The organism is Halobacillus sp. ABD4_316 (assembly GCF_056161385.1).
Map to the genome: position 1 here is coordinate 1 of NZ_JBSWZA010000013.1, position 14,830 is coordinate 14,830.

The 14,830-nt window shown below is 40.5% G+C and carries 18 protein-coding genes and 1 pseudogene; 6 read left to right on the plus strand and 13 right to left on the minus strand.

Going from position 1 to position 14,830, the window contains the following annotated elements:
• Positions 1-424: 424 nt before the first annotated feature.
• Positions 425-646 carry a hypothetical protein gene (locus ACXAJH_RS20190; RefSeq protein ID WP_027953383.1) on the minus strand — a complete coding sequence of 74 codons (222 nt, stop codon included), beginning with the start codon at positions 644-646 and terminating at the stop codon, positions 425-427.
• A 120-nt stretch (positions 647-766) separates the two neighbouring features.
• Here ACXAJH_RS20190 and pdaB point away from each other — a divergent pair, with 120 nt between their 5' ends.
• The gene (gene pdaB, locus ACXAJH_RS20195; protein ID WP_474970258.1) at positions 767-1,525 is read left to right on the plus strand and encodes a polysaccharide deacetylase family sporulation protein PdaB; all 759 of its coding nucleotides are present in this window, start codon (positions 767-769) and stop codon (positions 1,523-1,525) included.
• Positions 1,526-1,560: 35 nt separating this feature from the next.
• Here pdaB and ACXAJH_RS20200 read toward each other — a convergent pair whose 3' ends face one another.
• Entirely contained in the window at positions 1,561-2,166 is a 606-nt protein-coding gene (locus ACXAJH_RS20200; protein WP_474970257.1) for a KinB-signaling pathway activation protein, read from the minus strand.
• A gap of 138 nt (positions 2,167-2,304) precedes the next feature.
• On the opposite strand from ACXAJH_RS20200, the gene gerD reads away from it, so the two are divergent.
• Positions 2,305-2,943 (plus strand): spore germination lipoprotein GerD, encoded by a 639-nt coding sequence (gene gerD, locus ACXAJH_RS20205; protein ID WP_474970256.1) that lies wholly within the window; start codon positions 2,305-2,307, stop codon positions 2,941-2,943.
• Positions 2,944-2,988: 45 nt separating this feature from the next.
• Here the strand turns inward: gerD and ACXAJH_RS20210 are convergent, their stop codons facing one another.
• The 5 genes and pseudogenes from ACXAJH_RS20210 to ACXAJH_RS20230 form a co-directional block, all read right to left on the minus strand.
• Positions 2,989-4,041, minus strand: a complete 1,053-nt coding sequence (locus tag ACXAJH_RS20210) for an Mrp/NBP35 family ATP-binding protein (RefSeq protein ID WP_474970255.1) — start codon at positions 4,039-4,041, stop codon at positions 2,989-2,991.
• Positions 4,042-4,115: 74 nt separating this feature from the next.
• Positions 4,116-4,844: an N-acetylmuramoyl-L-alanine amidase CwlD gene (gene cwlD / locus ACXAJH_RS20215; protein WP_027953388.1), complete on the minus strand. Its 729-nt coding sequence runs from the start codon at positions 4,842-4,844 to the stop codon at positions 4,116-4,118.
• Between the two features lie 191 nt (positions 4,845-5,035).
• A pseudogene (gene rpsI / locus ACXAJH_RS20220) lies at positions 5,036-5,101 on the minus strand (30S ribosomal protein S9); the annotation flags it as partial.
• A gap of 419 nt (positions 5,102-5,520) precedes the next feature.
• Positions 5,521-6,018: a hypothetical protein gene (locus ACXAJH_RS20225; protein WP_474995027.1), complete on the minus strand. Its 498-nt coding sequence runs from the start codon at positions 6,016-6,018 to the stop codon at positions 5,521-5,523.
• A gap of 8 nt (positions 6,019-6,026) precedes the next feature.
• Complete coding sequence (locus ACXAJH_RS20230; protein WP_474995028.1) at positions 6,027-6,278, minus strand: ECs_2282 family putative zinc-binding protein; 252 nt, start codon at positions 6,276-6,278, stop codon at positions 6,027-6,029.
• A 736-nt stretch (positions 6,279-7,014) separates the two neighbouring features.
• Between ACXAJH_RS20230 and ACXAJH_RS20235 the strand changes: the two genes are divergently transcribed.
• From ACXAJH_RS20235 to ACXAJH_RS20245, 3 genes are all read left to right on the plus strand, one after another.
• Positions 7,015-7,347, plus strand: a complete 333-nt coding sequence (locus ACXAJH_RS20235) for an S-Ena type endospore appendage (protein WP_474995029.1) — start codon at positions 7,015-7,017, stop codon at positions 7,345-7,347.
• 35 nt (positions 7,348-7,382) lie between these two features.
• Positions 7,383-8,012 (plus strand): DUF4360 domain-containing protein, encoded by a 630-nt coding sequence (locus tag ACXAJH_RS20240; RefSeq protein WP_474995030.1) that lies wholly within the window; start codon positions 7,383-7,385, stop codon positions 8,010-8,012.
• 278 nt (positions 8,013-8,290) lie between these two features.
• Positions 8,291-9,286, plus strand: a complete 996-nt coding sequence (locus ACXAJH_RS20245; RefSeq protein WP_474995031.1) for a DNA/RNA non-specific endonuclease — start codon at positions 8,291-8,293, stop codon at positions 9,284-9,286.
• 229 nt (positions 9,287-9,515) lie between these two features.
• Here the strand turns inward: ACXAJH_RS20245 and ACXAJH_RS20250 are convergent, their stop codons facing one another.
• From ACXAJH_RS20250 to ACXAJH_RS20275, 6 genes are all read right to left on the minus strand, one after another.
• Positions 9,516-10,136, minus strand: coding sequence for a DUF1700 domain-containing protein (locus tag ACXAJH_RS20250; protein ID WP_474995032.1), 621 nt, complete (start codon positions 10,134-10,136; stop codon positions 9,516-9,518).
• A complete protein-coding gene (locus ACXAJH_RS20255) occupies positions 10,129-10,479 on the minus strand; it encodes a PadR family transcriptional regulator (protein WP_474995033.1) in 351 nt (116 codons plus the stop codon). The genes ACXAJH_RS20250 and ACXAJH_RS20255 overlap by 8 nt, the downstream gene beginning before the upstream one ends.
• Before the next feature lie 413 nt (positions 10,480-10,892).
• Positions 10,893-11,183, minus strand: a complete 291-nt coding sequence (locus tag ACXAJH_RS20260; protein WP_474994634.1) for a hypothetical protein — start codon at positions 11,181-11,183, stop codon at positions 10,893-10,895.
• 331 nt (positions 11,184-11,514) lie between these two features.
• Positions 11,515-11,802, minus strand: a complete 288-nt coding sequence (locus ACXAJH_RS20265) for a hypothetical protein (protein WP_474995034.1) — start codon at positions 11,800-11,802, stop codon at positions 11,515-11,517.
• Between the two features lie 241 nt (positions 11,803-12,043).
• A complete protein-coding gene (locus tag ACXAJH_RS20270; protein ID WP_474995035.1) occupies positions 12,044-12,265 on the minus strand; it encodes a hypothetical protein in 222 nt (73 codons plus the stop codon).
• Positions 12,266-12,382: 117 nt separating this feature from the next.
• A complete protein-coding gene (locus tag ACXAJH_RS20275; protein ID WP_160841069.1) occupies positions 12,383-12,544 on the minus strand; it encodes a hypothetical protein in 162 nt (53 codons plus the stop codon).
• Positions 12,545-13,126: 582 nt separating this feature from the next.
• On the opposite strand from ACXAJH_RS20275, the gene ACXAJH_RS20280 reads away from it, so the two are divergent.
• On the plus strand, positions 13,127-14,581 hold the full coding sequence (locus ACXAJH_RS20280; RefSeq protein ID WP_474995036.1) for a hypothetical protein: 1,455 nt from the start codon (positions 13,127-13,129) through the stop codon (positions 14,579-14,581).
• Positions 14,582-14,830 lie beyond the last annotated feature (249 nt).

A 14,830-nucleotide genomic window follows, 5' to 3' on the forward strand; every position in this document is an offset into this window, starting at 1 on the left:
AAAGTAGTTTGACTTGCTCATCTGCACACCGAATGTGCTTGTTTCAAATTCCTTCATTAAAGAAGAAATGTTTTGACGTACTGGTTGGTTCGTTCAGTTTTCAAAGATCAAATGTTGTCGGCCGTTCGAAAACAGCGACTTAATCATCTTAACATGTGTTGTTTTTCATGTCAACAACTTTTTTCATGAAGTTGAGAAAGCGTTTGGCTGTCGTTTTCGGCGACAAGTAATAATTTATCATTTGTGGGAAGCAGTGTCAACAACTTTTTCAAATCAATTTCAATTCAATTTCAAACTGCTTGGCAAGTCGTTTTGTTTCCCGACAACGTTTAATAATATAGCACAGGTTAAAAAACAAATGCAATACTTTTTAATGTTTTTTTAATAAAAAAATCCTGTGCGGATGACAGGATTTATCGAGCTGTTAGTTCTGCTTCTTTTTCCTTGGCATATACTGCAGGCATTCTTCCCTTGCGGCAAAGCGTCGGAAGATCTGAAAAAGCACTTCATACCTTTCTTCCATCGCCTGCTTCATTCCCTGATCAATCCGGTGATCACCCATATCAAAAGTGATCTCTTCCATTTCCCGCTTTAATAAGTACTCTATTTCACGACGCTCCTGTTCATTGATAATTAACCCATGCATCTGAAAGTACCTCCCTGATAAACGACTCTATTTATTTCTACCCTAATTTCATTGTTTTTAGCATAGGTTGTCCGCTTTTTCATATGTATAGAACATATTGGTAGGAAAGGAAGTCGATCCATGAGCTTTTACACGTGGAAAACAGAAAGACTTAAGCGTTACGGCATTATCGCTCTTCTTGCTTTATTTTGTGCTTTCGCCCTGTGGATCGGCCGCTGGGAGCAGCTGCCCGCTTTCTCTAATAATGGGGAGCCGCGCGCTCTTACACAAGGGAGCAGCGATCAGGACCATATCGCGCTGACCTTTAACATCAGCTGGGGAACGGAAAAGGTCAATGAAGTGTTAAAGCAGCTGGAAGCCCACCAAGTCCAGGCTACATTCTTCCTGAGCGGAGAATGGGCGGAGAGACACCCGGATATCGTCAAAACCATTCAAGAAGGAAAACATGAAATCGGGATGATGGGCTACACATATGAGAGCTACCTTGAGAAAGAACCAGACCAGGTAGCCGGCGATTTGAAAAAGGCAGATGAGGTGTTTGCCAAGCTTGGCTTTGAAGACATGCAATGGATCCGGCCCCCGCATGGTCATATGAATAAAGAAGTGTTAAAAACCATCGAACAAAACGATTTGCAGGCCGTCCAGTGGAGTTTGAATCCAAGGGACTGGGAAAATCCAGGCACCAATGCCATCATCGATGCCGTGTTAAACGAAAGCTCTAAAGGAGATATCATTGTTATGCATGCTTCCGATTCGGTCAAACAGACGCCTAAAGCCCTTGAGGTCATTATCCCCGGATTGAAACAAAAAGGCTTTTCCTTCGTCAGTATCACCGAATTAGCAAGTGGCGGCGAAGCCAGGACGAGTCAGATCCAATAATAAAAGGAAGCCGCCGTAGGATACGGCGGCTTTTGTCAGGCATTTTCACTACGGGCAGGCCCCGTAAGGCGATGCAGCAGAAGAAGCTGATAGGCATTGCAGATAAATAAAGGAATGACCATCAACCATACATAATCACTCCCTGCCGCTCTAAGTGCCGGCACCCATTCCACCGTTGTAACGACAACCATAAAGAATAGGGCGGGGATAAATGCATGGGTATTTGTCTCTTTTGTTTTAATGTAAGCAACAATCAGCGATAGAACCAAAAGCACAGCCGCTGTCACGACATATCCCCAGACAGATGCCCCATTTTCAGCTGCCTGATATCGAAAATACACCAAATCAAAAAGAGTAAAGGCAATTAAAAACAGCTGTACCGGTGTCCATACAGAACGGAACAGGCCCTTTCCAAATTGATTGACGGTCAAATAGGCGAAGAAACCCATTTGACTGATGATACTGAATATAAAGCCCATACCCGCAAAAAATAAAAGCAGACCGAACAGCTCAAATAATTGAAAGGGCTGCCAAAACTCGGCGTACGAATCAAATTTAAAAAAGAAACTGGCCGCCAGGGTCACCCCGCCGCCGATCCATAACGTTGATAAAAATAACTGTACCCATTTACGACTGTTCACAAGCGCTCCCCCTATATGTACAAAAACTTTCTCCCCGTATTTTATCATGAAGCCTGTCTCTTTGCCTCCGAACGTATAAAATTTGTCGAAACGCGAATAGTAAGGCTATGGAGAACATAAGAAAGGGGACATGCAATGATGTCCAGACTCCGTATATTGCTGCCCGTTCTCGTTCTTGTTTTCCTGGCCGCTTGTAATGGTTCATCAGGAGCAAGTGAACAGGCGGACTACGATACCACCAAGAAAATGATGGTCGATATCCTCAAGTCCGATGATGGAAAAAAGGCGATGACTGAAGTCCTTTCCGATGAGGAGATGCAGCAGTCCATGGCTTTAGAGTCCGAAGTCGTCTCTCAAGCTGTCCAGCAGACGTTGATATCTGAAGAAGGTAAAGCTTTTTGGAGCAAGCTTTTTTCAGACCCTGCGTTCGTCCAGGAATTCAGCAAAGTTCTAGAGGATCAGCAGAAAGAATTGATGAAAGGGCTCATGAAAGATGCAGAATATCAGAAGTTGATGATCGATATTTATAAAAACCCTGAAATGATGGAGCAGATGGTAACTGTCATGCAGGGACAGAAGTTCAAGGCACACTTGGAGACCACCATCGAGGAAACGTTGAATAGTCCTGTCTTCCAGGCAAAAATGACTGAAACACTGTTAAAAGCCGCAGAGGAAATGAAAAGCGGGGAAGAACAAGGCGGCGATTCCGAGGAAAGCGGCCAGCAGAGTGGCGGAAGTCAATCTGAAAGTGGCGGCGAAGAAGGACAAAGCGGTTAAGTCTATAAAAAATCACGCGCCCCGTGAAGGGACGCGTGGTTTTTATTAATATTTATCAATGACTTTAGCGGCCATATTCCGATAAATGACACCGATCGGGTGATCCGACTGATAAACAGAAGGAGCAAAGACTTCTTCTTCCTCATATGGCTGTTGAAGTGGCACGTGGCCAAGTACAGCTGTCTGCAGCGTATCCGCAAGCTTCACTCCGCCTCCACGGCCGAAGATGAACTCTTTGTTTCCTGTTTCTTTACTTTCAAAGTAAGCCATGTTCTCCACAACACCAAGAATCTCGTGTTCCGTCTTAATCGCCATCTGACCAGCACGCGCGGCTACGAAAGCAGCTGTCGGGTGCGGGGTCGTTACGATGATTTCCTTGGAAGAAGGAAGCATCGAATGGACATCCAGCGCTACATCTCCCGTACCAGGCGGCAGATCTAGAAGCAGGTAGTCAAGGTCTCCCCACTCCACTTCCTTAAAGAAGCTTGTCAGCATTTTTCCAAGCATCGGTCCACGCCAGATGATCGGAGAGTTATCTTCCACAAAGAAACCCATGGAAACGACTTTCACTCCAAATCGTTCAACAGGAATGATTTTTTCCCCGCGGACGACCGGACGCTCTTCCACGCCCATCATATCCGGAACACTGAAACCATAGATATCCGCATCAATGATGCCGACTTTCTTCCCAAGACGTGTTAAGGCTACGGCAAGGTTCACCGTTACGGTTGATTTACCCACCCCGCCTTTACCGCTGGCGATGGAAATGAACTTTGTATTCGTATTGCCGCTCAGTAAAGAGGCATCCTCCGACTGCTGATCGGCCGGCTGTAATTTCTGAATAACCTCATCCGGAAGCTGATCAAAACGAAGACCGACTGTCGCCGCTCCCCCGCTTTTCAGGGCATTGACGATGGTCTGTTGCAGTTCCATCTGCTCCGCTGTATTCGTCTTTCCAATCAGAATCTTCACGCTGACATGATTTTTTTCTTCCTTGATTTTTACTTCTTCCACTCCACCGGTTTCTTCCAGTGTTTTATGTAAAAATGGATCTTGAATAGGGTTCAGGATTTCTAGTACTTTCTCTTGTGTCAACAAGCCGGTTCACCATCCTTAGAAAATGATCGTTTCCTGTAGTATAACATACATGAAACGCTTTCTAAGTGATTTGCTCACGATCCATTTTCCTCAGGGAAATCCCGTTCCGTGACAAAACGCAGCACCCCTTGATAGATCGAAGCAGCCATCTGCCTTTGATAATCGTCTGATTTCAACAGTTCCCGTTCACGGTCGTTGGACAAAAACCCCGCCTCTACAAGGGCGCCGGGAGCCTGTGCATGCTTCAGGATATAGATATTGCTGAGCCCGAGAGCCTCGCGCTTTGTATTGCCCATGTTGGATTGTATTTCAGCTTGAATGAACTTGGCGAGATATTCACTTTCCTCGCTTTCCGGATAATAAAACGTCTGTGCCCCGCTCCACTTATCAGATGGAATGGCATTCAAATGCAGACTTAAGTATAAGTCCGCTTCTTTTTCTTCGATAAACTCCACTCTATTACGTATATCTTCCGATTTCCTCCTGGAAAGACCGGATGTTCCCTCCGAAGCAAGATCAGCATCTTCGTACCTCGTCATATATACAAGGGCCCCTGCCTGCTGGAGGTAATCCTGCAGGTATTCCGCCATCTTCAGGGTGATGATTTTTTCCTCTGTACCATCCCCGCCTACCGCCCCACCATCCGGACCGCCATGTCCCGGGTCAAGAACGATCACTTTTCCGGAAAGCGGCGATGACCAAACCGTCCATGCATCCTTCACTTCCTGAATCGGATAGGAAACCATGCACACAAGGACAATCACACCAGCCAGCCACAAAAAGGTCTTCAATCGTCGACTCACAATCGCTCACACTCCCTTGTACTTCCCCTGAATCATTGTATGGGACAAGAGACAAAAATATGAGCAGGTCAACCTCAGCTACCAGCTTGGAAACTGAACGCAGGAACTGGAGGATACACCCTGAACGTATAGGAAAGCAAAAAAAAGACTCCCGACCATAATGGTCGGGAGTCTTTCGGATCGTCCAAAACTTAACGCTTGGAGAATTGTGGCGCGCGACGGGCACCTTTAAGACCGTATTTCTTACGCTCTTTCAAAGGTAGCATAAATTTCCATTTTATGGAAATTAATGAACCGCTATAACTCAATGTTTTCACTTTTTTCTGTTTCGAGAGATTTAAACTGAACTTCGGTAAAGGGTATTCAAGGGGTATTCAATTACATACGCTGGCAGGCTATATATAAGGAAGTTTTTTGATGAGTTAGTCATCCATGTTAGTAAGATTACACTTCCTCCCACTATGAATTAAATACACAAGAGAGCACCAATCAAAGTTCCTCTTATATTTCCTTTGGTGGTAGAACTTCTGCTAATTCTTCTAACTTAGCATTCATAGATAAAAACTTCTTGGGGTAAACAAGGTGCTTGCGTTGAGTGTTTTTGATTTTCCTTTGAGATATCAATTTAACAATTTAATGACTACATTTTTCGAGGGAGGACTTTACCTTCTAAACTTTATATTGATAAAATTTGATCTTTTGAATGTGGGTTACCTTGGCTATCTATCCAGATAGTAGTAAGACTTATTTTTCCAGGTGTATCCATGTACACTAAAACATGCTCCTCAAAATTCTTTCCCGGATCTAAAAACTCATACGGTACTTTTTCTTTAATTACCATGTTTTCATACTCCGGTTGAGTTTCGAAATCAACGTTATAGGCCGTAGCCTTACCTGAATTCCACACTCGCATCTTGTATTTTCCTTTTGAAATTTTTACAACACGAGCTTCTACACATGCTTTAGTTGCCTCTTCTCGCTCCCTTTCTTTTTCTTCTAGTTCATAATTTTTCAACTTTTCTTCAACTTCGTTAAGTCTTCCCCTAATCTTACTAGCTTTTCTAGAATCTTTATAAGAGAGGCCAGATATTACAAGGGCTGCTATCGGAAGTACATATTTAACGACAAAAATAAACACATCTTTTATTAGAATCCACATTTCAGTTAAAATCATAATTCGCCCTACTTAAAAATCTTCTTAAACCCTTTGTGCACTTGTTTCATAATGTCATCTTTAAAATCCTCAATGTTAGCGTTGATTACCTCACTGTTTTCTTCAATTAATTGTTCTTTAGTTACCACTCGAGCGCAATCAGAACATTTTATTTCCGTTCCATCTGGAGCACTCATCATATCCTCAACATTCTCATCGACGCTTGAAAACTGATCGTTCCCGCAAACATTACATTTCATTTCAATATTCATATCTTTCATGAGTGATAACCCCCGGTATTAATTTTATCGATAATCAAAAGTTCAGGATATTCTACCATTCACATATAATATACCATAAAAACCCAAATAAATCAATATATTGAATTTTAATGTAAAACAAGTACTATATATAGTATCGAATTCAAATTGGAGGCAGTACCTAAGTCACAGAAGATACAACTCCCTTTTTTGAAAAATACTTGAATTCAAGATATGTTCCTCGGTTCCTGGTTTTTTTGAGGAATCTTTTATATGTGCGACACGAGTATGTATATGTATTTTATTTATAGTCTTTCATTATAGAAAAGAGGAACAAAGGAACATATTTCTGTGACCCCCTGGTATAGAGCAATTCTTCTGTTCCTATTTGATGTGAAAATCCAGGGACATCGCAGGGACATTTCGAAAAAAGCAGGAACAATCGAACGAAATTTACTTGCATAGATGCAAAATCACCACTTTTCCAGACGGAAATATCAACGCTTTGAAACATAAAAAATACTTGCATACATGCAAAAACTAACAAAACAAGGAACATTTAAGGCGAAAAAGGAACATTTTGACCCCAAAAAGGAACAAAGCAGGAACAAAAAACCCACCCCTTTTCAGGTGTGGGTTTTCTATAAAACCACTAGATTATAGCGGATTGTCCTATTATTCTTCTTTCCTGCCTATATGCCGTCGAGAGATTCACCATATACTATACCAGCGCCATACAGGGGAGAAAGAGAGGTGAATGACATTGGGATTGAACTGCAAGCAGAATTTATGCTGCGTCAGTGATTCCGTTTGCTGCGATGTATCTTTGACGGCCGACGGTCCGGCCAAGACCGTTTATGCCAATACGACCGGCTTTGATATTAACGGTACGCTCGTCGTTGAAAATAACGGAGGCGAAGACCGTCCTGCCGTTATCGTAGAATTGAACGGCGGGCAGGTTCTTACTGTGAACCCCGGGGACTGTGAATCTCTCACCTTCCAGGAGCTCAACAGCATCACCGTCACTCCGAGCGGCGGAGTAGAGACGACGAGTGTCAAAGTGTTCTTTTCATTGAATTATAAGTATTAGGCACCGGTTGCCTTACAAAAGAAAGGAGATGCGAAGTGGAAAACGTTCAGAGACTGACGCTGTGCCGGGATGATTGTTTATGTTCAGATGGAAGCGTTACGGTTTGTTTTGAACTCAGTCTATCTGTATCCGGTGGGATAGGTTCAGCAGCCGTTGCCGGTATTGATTCTGCAGATGGAGATATTATACCCATCAAACCCATGGATGCGGATATTCAATTTCAGCGTTTTTCCTTCCCTACTGCGGGGTGTTCAAGTGGCTGTCCGGAAAGTAGTATTTCAGGCCTCATCTCTGCTGATGGGAAGGAGATTTCCTTGATTTACGATGATTTTATTGTAGAAAAATTTGGATTTTCCCCTAACCCTGATTTGAAATGCTGCGGGATTTGTTTCGACCTATCCCTCCCCTCTGGCTGTTTTACTCGATTCAATTTGGCGTTCACGTTTTTTGGGTTTGCAGACTTAGACCCGGGAGCAATTGCAGAAGCGTTCATTGACGGCGAGAAAGTGCTTGAAATCACTGGAGCGTTCAGTGACAATTTTGAAATCCCGTTACTTTTCGAAATAGACGTCATTGATTGCAATAGCAACCACCACAAAGCAGGCGTAAAGCCATCCGGAAAGCGTCGGAACGTGCTCGGAAGCGGACGTTGCTCCGACTGCTAAGACCTCCCCATCACCTCCAATAAAAAACCACCCCTTTTCAGGCGTGGCTCTTTCCGATTCAATCACCCTTCCGATACCTGCCGTACCATCCGGGTTCCTGCTTTATAGGGCTTCGCGCGGGACCAGCAAGATAAGTACCCGAGCCGCATGAATAGAAAACAGCAGGAATCCTTCTATTATAAAGGACATTCGCGTGACCGTTCCTTTGAGAAATATAGTATATTTGGATACGAGTCCCATTTATAAGAAGAGAGTAAATCACAAGAAGAGGTGTTGGAATGAAAAGAAAATGGAATTATATCGTGATGATCCTATTGACCATCTTTATTGTCGGCTGCAGTGACCATGCCGAGGATACGTCCACCGGAACTGAAACCGCCGATGCGCAAGAGGAAACAACAGCGCAGGCAGAGGAAAACAAGCAGGATGAACAAGGGGAAGAACAGCAACCAGAAGAAGATGCCGCTCCGGCCGCTGCTGATGAGCCGGAAGAGGAAGAACCGGCACCTGATGCGAATGAAGACCTCTTCTCGGGCTATGACCGGATAGAGGTCGATGGTGGCGACCAGAGTGGTGATCGGGAAGCGAACGTTGTCGTGGATATTGGATTCGGGGACCGGGAATACTGGGCTTTCACCAATGAGCACGGTCAGTTGGTCAGAGTTGTGGCAGAGGAAATCACTCTGCAGGACGACGATACAGAGCCGGTCGTCTCATCCGGAAGATACTACTGGGATGAAGCACAAGTGCCTGGCGTCGAGAGTGACCAGCTGGACCAAGGGCACGTCATTGCGGACTCCCTTGGAGGCGTCTCCAATGCGTATAACATTACGCCGCAGGAGAGTACGTTAAATCGCCACGGGGATCAAGCCTACATGGAAGATGCCATCCGGGACGCCGGGGGTGCGACAGATTTTGAAGCCATCATCACCTATCCGGATACGGACACACAGATTCCATCCCATTATGAATTTACGTATACGATACAAGGCAATGAAGTGGTCGATTCCTTCGATAATGTCAATCCGGATGACGTCAATGACTCCCTTGGACTTACCGGTGACGACGCCTCGGATTCATCGAGTGCGGATAGCTCCAGTGATTCAACCGGGTCCACAGACGAAGGGGATGTTTCCAGCGTGGATGCAAATGGCAATGGCCAGGTAACGATCCAGGAAGCAAAAGACGCGGGTTTCCGTATGCCGATTACCAGCGACCACTGGTTATATCCTCATATGGACGATAGAGATGGAGATGGGATGGTGGGGGAATAAGTTCCTCGCCCCTCCCGCCTAATTATAAGAACCGATGGTCTCATCACCGAGGCTGTCGGTTCTTTTTTTCACTGTTCAAGTTTTGTGTTGATACGACTATAAAAAGGAACTCCTGTAAGATTAGGAGTTCCTTTTCTAACACTTGAGTTATTCAACTGAAGCCCTGTCTCTATAAGACTTGATTTCGAGATGTTTTATATAAACCGCATTTAAAACTTCGATTCCTACTCTAAACTATTACTACCTTAATATTTCTAAGGTATAAATTTCGCACAGAAAAATAAGTCAATATCCAAATAAATAAGTAACAAGCAAGGTAGGCAATTTTAAACGTACTCAAATCTCCTGTCTGCATTATATTTATAGAAAAAAATGCAAATGGGATTGCTAACACCGGAATCATTACTCTTCCTATTTTCCGAAGAGTATCTCCTCTTTTATTTGTGAGTCTGGTTTTATAAAAAACAAACAATACTCCAGTCCCTACTATGAATTGTAAAAAGAACGGTAAATACAAACCAATGTCAATGTTCTCCATAATAAGTGGCAGAGCTAATGCACCAAAAGGAGCCACTACTGAAACAACTGTAACTCCAAACCAATAATCTGGTAACTCAAACTCTGTTTTTTGCTTGGAGGTTTGTTCTTCCAGAAGAATGTCTTTACTGAGTTGTTCAGGAGAAATAAATGAGTCAACAATTTGATCCTCTGTTTTTCCTTCTTCTGTGACCAATTCCATGAGATGATCTCTAATTTCATTAAGATGGGTACGTCTTTCATTTGCTGGCAAATCTCTTAATTTATGTTCCAACTGGCTTAGATAATCCTCCACGGCACACCTTTTACTCATTCTCTTCTCCCCCTCCAGATTTCAAGTTATTTAAAAACGAATAGACACTTAGAAACTCCTTCCACCGAGCTTCTAAAATCTCCTTTCCTAAATTGGTTAAATAATAATACTTTCTGCTCCTTCCTTCATATTCTTCTTTAAATGAATCTATCCATTTGTTTGCACTCATCCTTCTCAAAATAGGGTAAATTGATCCGTCTGCTATTGGAAAACTACTGTCATCTTGCATTTTTTTCGTTATTTGATACCCGTACATGGAATCATTCTTCAGAAGCAATAGAATAGCTAATTCAAATGTTCCTTTTCTTAACTGAGTGTGCCATTTGTCATTTTTTGTATCCATAGCTATATGCTATATCAGTGATATATATGTGTCAATGACACATATTAGTTTTTTAAAATCCCCGCTACTAATAATTCAGTGCAGGGATGAAAGTAAAGCTATACTTCGTTGTGGTAAATGTTAATCATTTAATCTCAGAATAGCCCCCGATACAGGAAGACCTGATTTCAAGATAATTTGTATTTTATGCATCATGTTACTCTATAAATTGAGAGAAGTGATTAGCTCTAAACTGTTCCCATCTGGGTCATCAAAATGTATTTTGGCATGTGCGGTTGCGTATACATACAAGGATTTACTTCAAGAACTTTGCGAGGTGTGTTTCAGCTCGTCTTAATTATTAATGGCTGTACAACTGAAACTTGTGAGACTTTTAAAGAATTAGATTTAAAGTATAATCCGAATATTCTGGTTTATGAGAATGCCAGTGTCTCAGCTAAGTTTATACCGAGCGGGATAGCCGCCCAAGTAATAATGAGCGAAATAGCTAAAAACAATCCTGGGATTTTTTTAGAGTAAATCAACAGACCTACTAATACTCCCAATCCCCAAATGGGCATCGTTAAATAATATTCAGTATAATGAATTTCTTCTCCACTATAGTTTTCAGCAATGGTCCCATTAGCGAAAAAGGAAGCGGTAAGGTATGCCAAAAAACCTGTAATAATAGAATTTATTATATAAGTCACCCTTAACTTTGTCATACAATCCCCCACGTTTATTTAAATCTAGATATCAAGAGAAACTTTATTTTTCCGAAAAACAATGCATTAAAATAATCCAATAATAAACATAAATAGTAAAACAAAGAAAACTAAACATAATTGAGATCCAACCATGAAAGAACCCACAAGAATCTTTTTACTTTACTCATCCTATAAAATGCACCAGTACAAATACCAATTATTTCAAAACGAGAGTAGGAACTCAATACTTTTTCACAAAAAAGAGGCTTATCTTTATGCAGATAAGCCCCCGTTTCTATAAGAATTGATTTCAAGACATATAGAGGTACATAGCATTCACTATTGGAAATTATGTAGTTAGATTAAATCCCAATTGTACTCCAAGTGGGATTGAAATCCATGTGATAAGAATAGATATAAACAAATATATCCCAGGGTTTTTATTTTTAAAAATAAGCAATCCTAGTAGAAATCCTAAAGCCCATATAGGTAAAATCACAAAAAACTCTGGGGAGACCCAAGTCTCGTCAGTATAGTTCTCAGCTATAGTACCTCCAGCAAAAAAAGTTGATATAAGAATAGCGATTAAACCACTCAAGATCGTGTTAAAAACATATGCGATCTTTATTTTCTTCAAAATAATACCCCCCTTTTTTACAACTAAGCTCTATTTACGTGAATTCGCTAAAAGATAATGAATAACCTTTAATAATTTCACTATCTTAGAAGCACTGTTCACTACTGAATATATAGAAAAAGGCAACCATCCTAATTGAATAATTGCCCCCGTTTCCGCAAAACTTGATTTGGAGATATTTTATGTAATTTACTAACTTTCTACCTTACTTGAATCAGGCAGATGGTCATCCTTATCAAATTTAAAGAGATAATGCTCCTATTAATACAATAATTACAGCTAGGAATAATAAATATACTGCGCGAGCTTTCTGTTCATTTTGAAACTCTGAAATGCTGTAAATTAAAAGTATGGTTCCAATAAAAAACTGAGTATAAGATAAGATTTGTTTGTTATCGGTTGTAAAGCTAAAAACTAATAAGGATAATGCAATGATGGCTGATACAATCCTAATGACTTTCAATTAAAGACCCCCCATCCTCTTTCCATAATAAGTACTCTTCAATGTTAGCACATAAGGCAATTGTTCAAGTAACGCCCCCGTTTACGGAAGACTCGAATTCAAGATAATTTACGCTCCTTATATTCTATTAGAATCATCGTTTAGTTCTTGCTGTTCTTTTAAATCTTTTCTCAGTTTCTCTACTTTCTTGAATTTCCTTAAAGTCAGCAAGGAGAAAACACTAACAACAATATACTTCATCATTATCTCTTCTTTATTTTGCTCAATAATCTTTTCCATCAAGATCCTCCTTTATTATTTCAAGATTATATTCTAAAGAAATACGCCACCATTATCTTATTAAATATTAGCCCCCAATAGTTGAAGACTTGAAATAAAGATGTGAAAGTGCCTGACCCCCATCGCTTTATCATATTAACGCGCAGGGGGTCAGGCACCTACATAAAGTCATTAAATTGGTTTCCTTCTGATCATTGTTCATTTTATTCCTCCTTATAAATTGGTTTTAAGCAATAAAAAAAGACATCACTCACTTGGAAGCTCTGAAAGCTTCAAGTAAATTATGTCTTATAGCTACGTATAAATGGATACAGTGATCCCGTTAATAAATTCCTTTAAGATTGGCTGCGTAAGGCAACTCAATTTCACTTCACTTTCTATCTGCTTTACATACAAATGCAAGGATAGTATGTGAACCTGCTTTTTTGTTCTATATTACAGTTTCTTTCTGCTTTATACTTGGAAGTATAAGGAAAGTGTCAGGATTGCAAAGATTAATATAACGTGATTTGATTATATCAAAACAATCCTTCATTTGCAGACTTAATGTGGAGGTAATCTTATTAAAGAGGGGAAATTTTAATGGAAGTAATAGATGCTAAACTTTATAATTATTTATCCAAGGTTACCAAGGCAGCTTTGGAAAGGGTTGAGAGTGTACTAGCTGATAGTTATGACTTTTCTTTTAGACATTACGAATGGCCAAGACAGTCTAGCTATGGGTTTCCGAACGGACTACCGTCCTTCGATGTATCTTCTTCTATCTTGGTTTCTACCCCAAGAGACTACAAGAGGATTTTCAGTAGTTCATCTAAAGAGAAACCCGCGGTAAATATTACTGAACTAGAGGGATATTCTGAATACTATAATCATGCTAAGGCTAGTGAATCGTTCATGAAAAGGTTTTATTCAGAATCAACTATTGAACAGCATCGTCAAACATTATTAGACATTAGTATTAAATCTATTCCGGAATCTCTAGTTGAGAGGTATTTGCATATATATGGTGAACAATCTGAATTTACAGAAGAACGCTTTAAACCCCTTTACAAACCGCTAGAAAATTATATATTTAACGAAACACTTAAGTTAGATGTAGTAGTACCTATCCTCTTCTTAAAGTTTGAATTCGATTCATTCAAAATTGATAGTGATACGTTTATAGAAAGAATGGACGATGTTATGCAATTATCGCGCACAAATATATCTAGTTATTCAGTGCCGGTAAATAAAAACGTCGTCGGTTCTGCTACTCATGCTTTAGTATTGAAGAATTTTGAAGTTCAAAATCAAGATAAGTGGTCGCTAGATAACTTACTGTCTGAACAATCCGCTTTTCCCACAGAACAGATAGACAATTTCTTTAACAGTATTAGGATTGTATTTGGATATGAAACTGGTTATGCGCAGTTAATATTTAGTCCAGTCGATTGGGCTTCATCTTATATGGGGAATTTGATACCGCTTAAAGGAACTGTAACAAAGGCTCATCCTACGAAGTTTAATGATTTTTATTGGCTTAAACCTGAATTACCATTCTTAAATACTGGTGATACTGAAGAAATCGGTAAGGTGTTTCTGCATCTTAGAAACGGTGAAAATCAAAAGATTAAGATAGCGAATCGTAGATTAAACCACTGTTATTTACGTGATAATGAACAAGATGCAGTGATTGACGCAATGATTGCCCTAGAAACTCTTTTGTCAGATGGTGAAAAGTCTGAGTTGAATCATAAACTTGCTTTAAGAATGGCAGCTATACTAAGTATTTCATATAGAATAGAAGAAACTCCTCTAGAGATTTTCAAGACAGTTAAAAAAATTTATGGTTATAGATCTGCAATAGTTCATGGAAACCCTAATGCTGAAAAGAAAAGGGAAATAAAGTTAGATGAAGTACAAACCGTACCGGTAGTTGAAAAAGTGATGGAATATCTTAGGGAAGCAATATCAATTATATTACAAAATCCAGACTACCTTAATGCTAGTAAGATTGACGAAGACTTGATATTAAGTAAATTGAGTAAACAGAAATAAGCGTTGATTCACACTAACTTTGCGCTTATATAGGGGTAGCGTCAGGAAAATGCGGATATACAACGTTAAGCAAAGTTAGAGATAAAAAATCGGTTCCTTCACAACGTTTAGGAACCGATTATCTGATTTAATTTATTCAACTAAAGTTAGCAATAGGTAAGCGTTTGAGATTATCTCCAGCTTTTCCCCTGCTCCACACCGAACGTGCTAGTTTCCCAGCATTCGGCGCTCCATCTAAAGGTATGTACT

Excerpts from the sequence above, each read along its gene's own strand:
- ACXAJH_RS20250 (WP_474995032.1), bottom strand. The coding sequence starts at position 10,136 with ATGAGTAAAAGGTGTGCCGTGGAGGATTATCTAAGCCAGTTGGAACAT.
- ACXAJH_RS20225 (WP_474995027.1), bottom strand. The coding sequence starts at position 6,018 with ATGATTTTAACTGAAATGTGGATTCTAATAAAAGATGTGTTTATTTTT.
- ACXAJH_RS20275 (WP_160841069.1), bottom strand. The coding sequence starts at position 12,544 with ATGGAAAAGATTATTGAGCAAAATAAAGAAGAGATAATGATGAAGTAT.
- ACXAJH_RS20280 (WP_474995036.1), top strand. The coding sequence starts at position 13,127 with ATGGAAGTAATAGATGCTAAACTTTATAATTATTTATCCAAGGTTACC.
- ACXAJH_RS20245 (WP_474995031.1), top strand. The coding sequence starts at position 8,291 with ATGAAAAGAAAATGGAATTATATCGTGATGATCCTATTGACCATCTTT.
- ACXAJH_RS20255 (WP_474995033.1), bottom strand. The coding sequence starts at position 10,479 with ATGGATACAAAAAATGACAAATGGCACACTCAGTTAAGAAAAGGAACA.
- pdaB (WP_474970258.1), top strand. The coding sequence starts at position 767 with ATGAGCTTTTACACGTGGAAAACAGAAAGACTTAAGCGTTACGGCATT.
- ACXAJH_RS20260 (WP_474994634.1), bottom strand. The coding sequence starts at position 11,183 with ATGACAAAGTTAAGGGTGACTTATATAATAAATTCTATTATTACAGGT.
- gerD (WP_474970256.1), top strand. The coding sequence starts at position 2,305 with ATGTCCAGACTCCGTATATTGCTGCCCGTTCTCGTTCTTGTTTTCCTG.
- ACXAJH_RS20190 (WP_027953383.1), bottom strand. The coding sequence starts at position 646 with ATGCATGGGTTAATTATCAATGAACAGGAGCGTCGTGAAATAGAGTAC.
- ACXAJH_RS20230 (WP_474995028.1), bottom strand. The coding sequence starts at position 6,278 with ATGAAAGATATGAATATTGAAATGAAATGTAATGTTTGCGGGAACGAT.
- ACXAJH_RS20235 (WP_474995029.1), top strand. The coding sequence starts at position 7,015 with ATGACATTGGGATTGAACTGCAAGCAGAATTTATGCTGCGTCAGTGAT.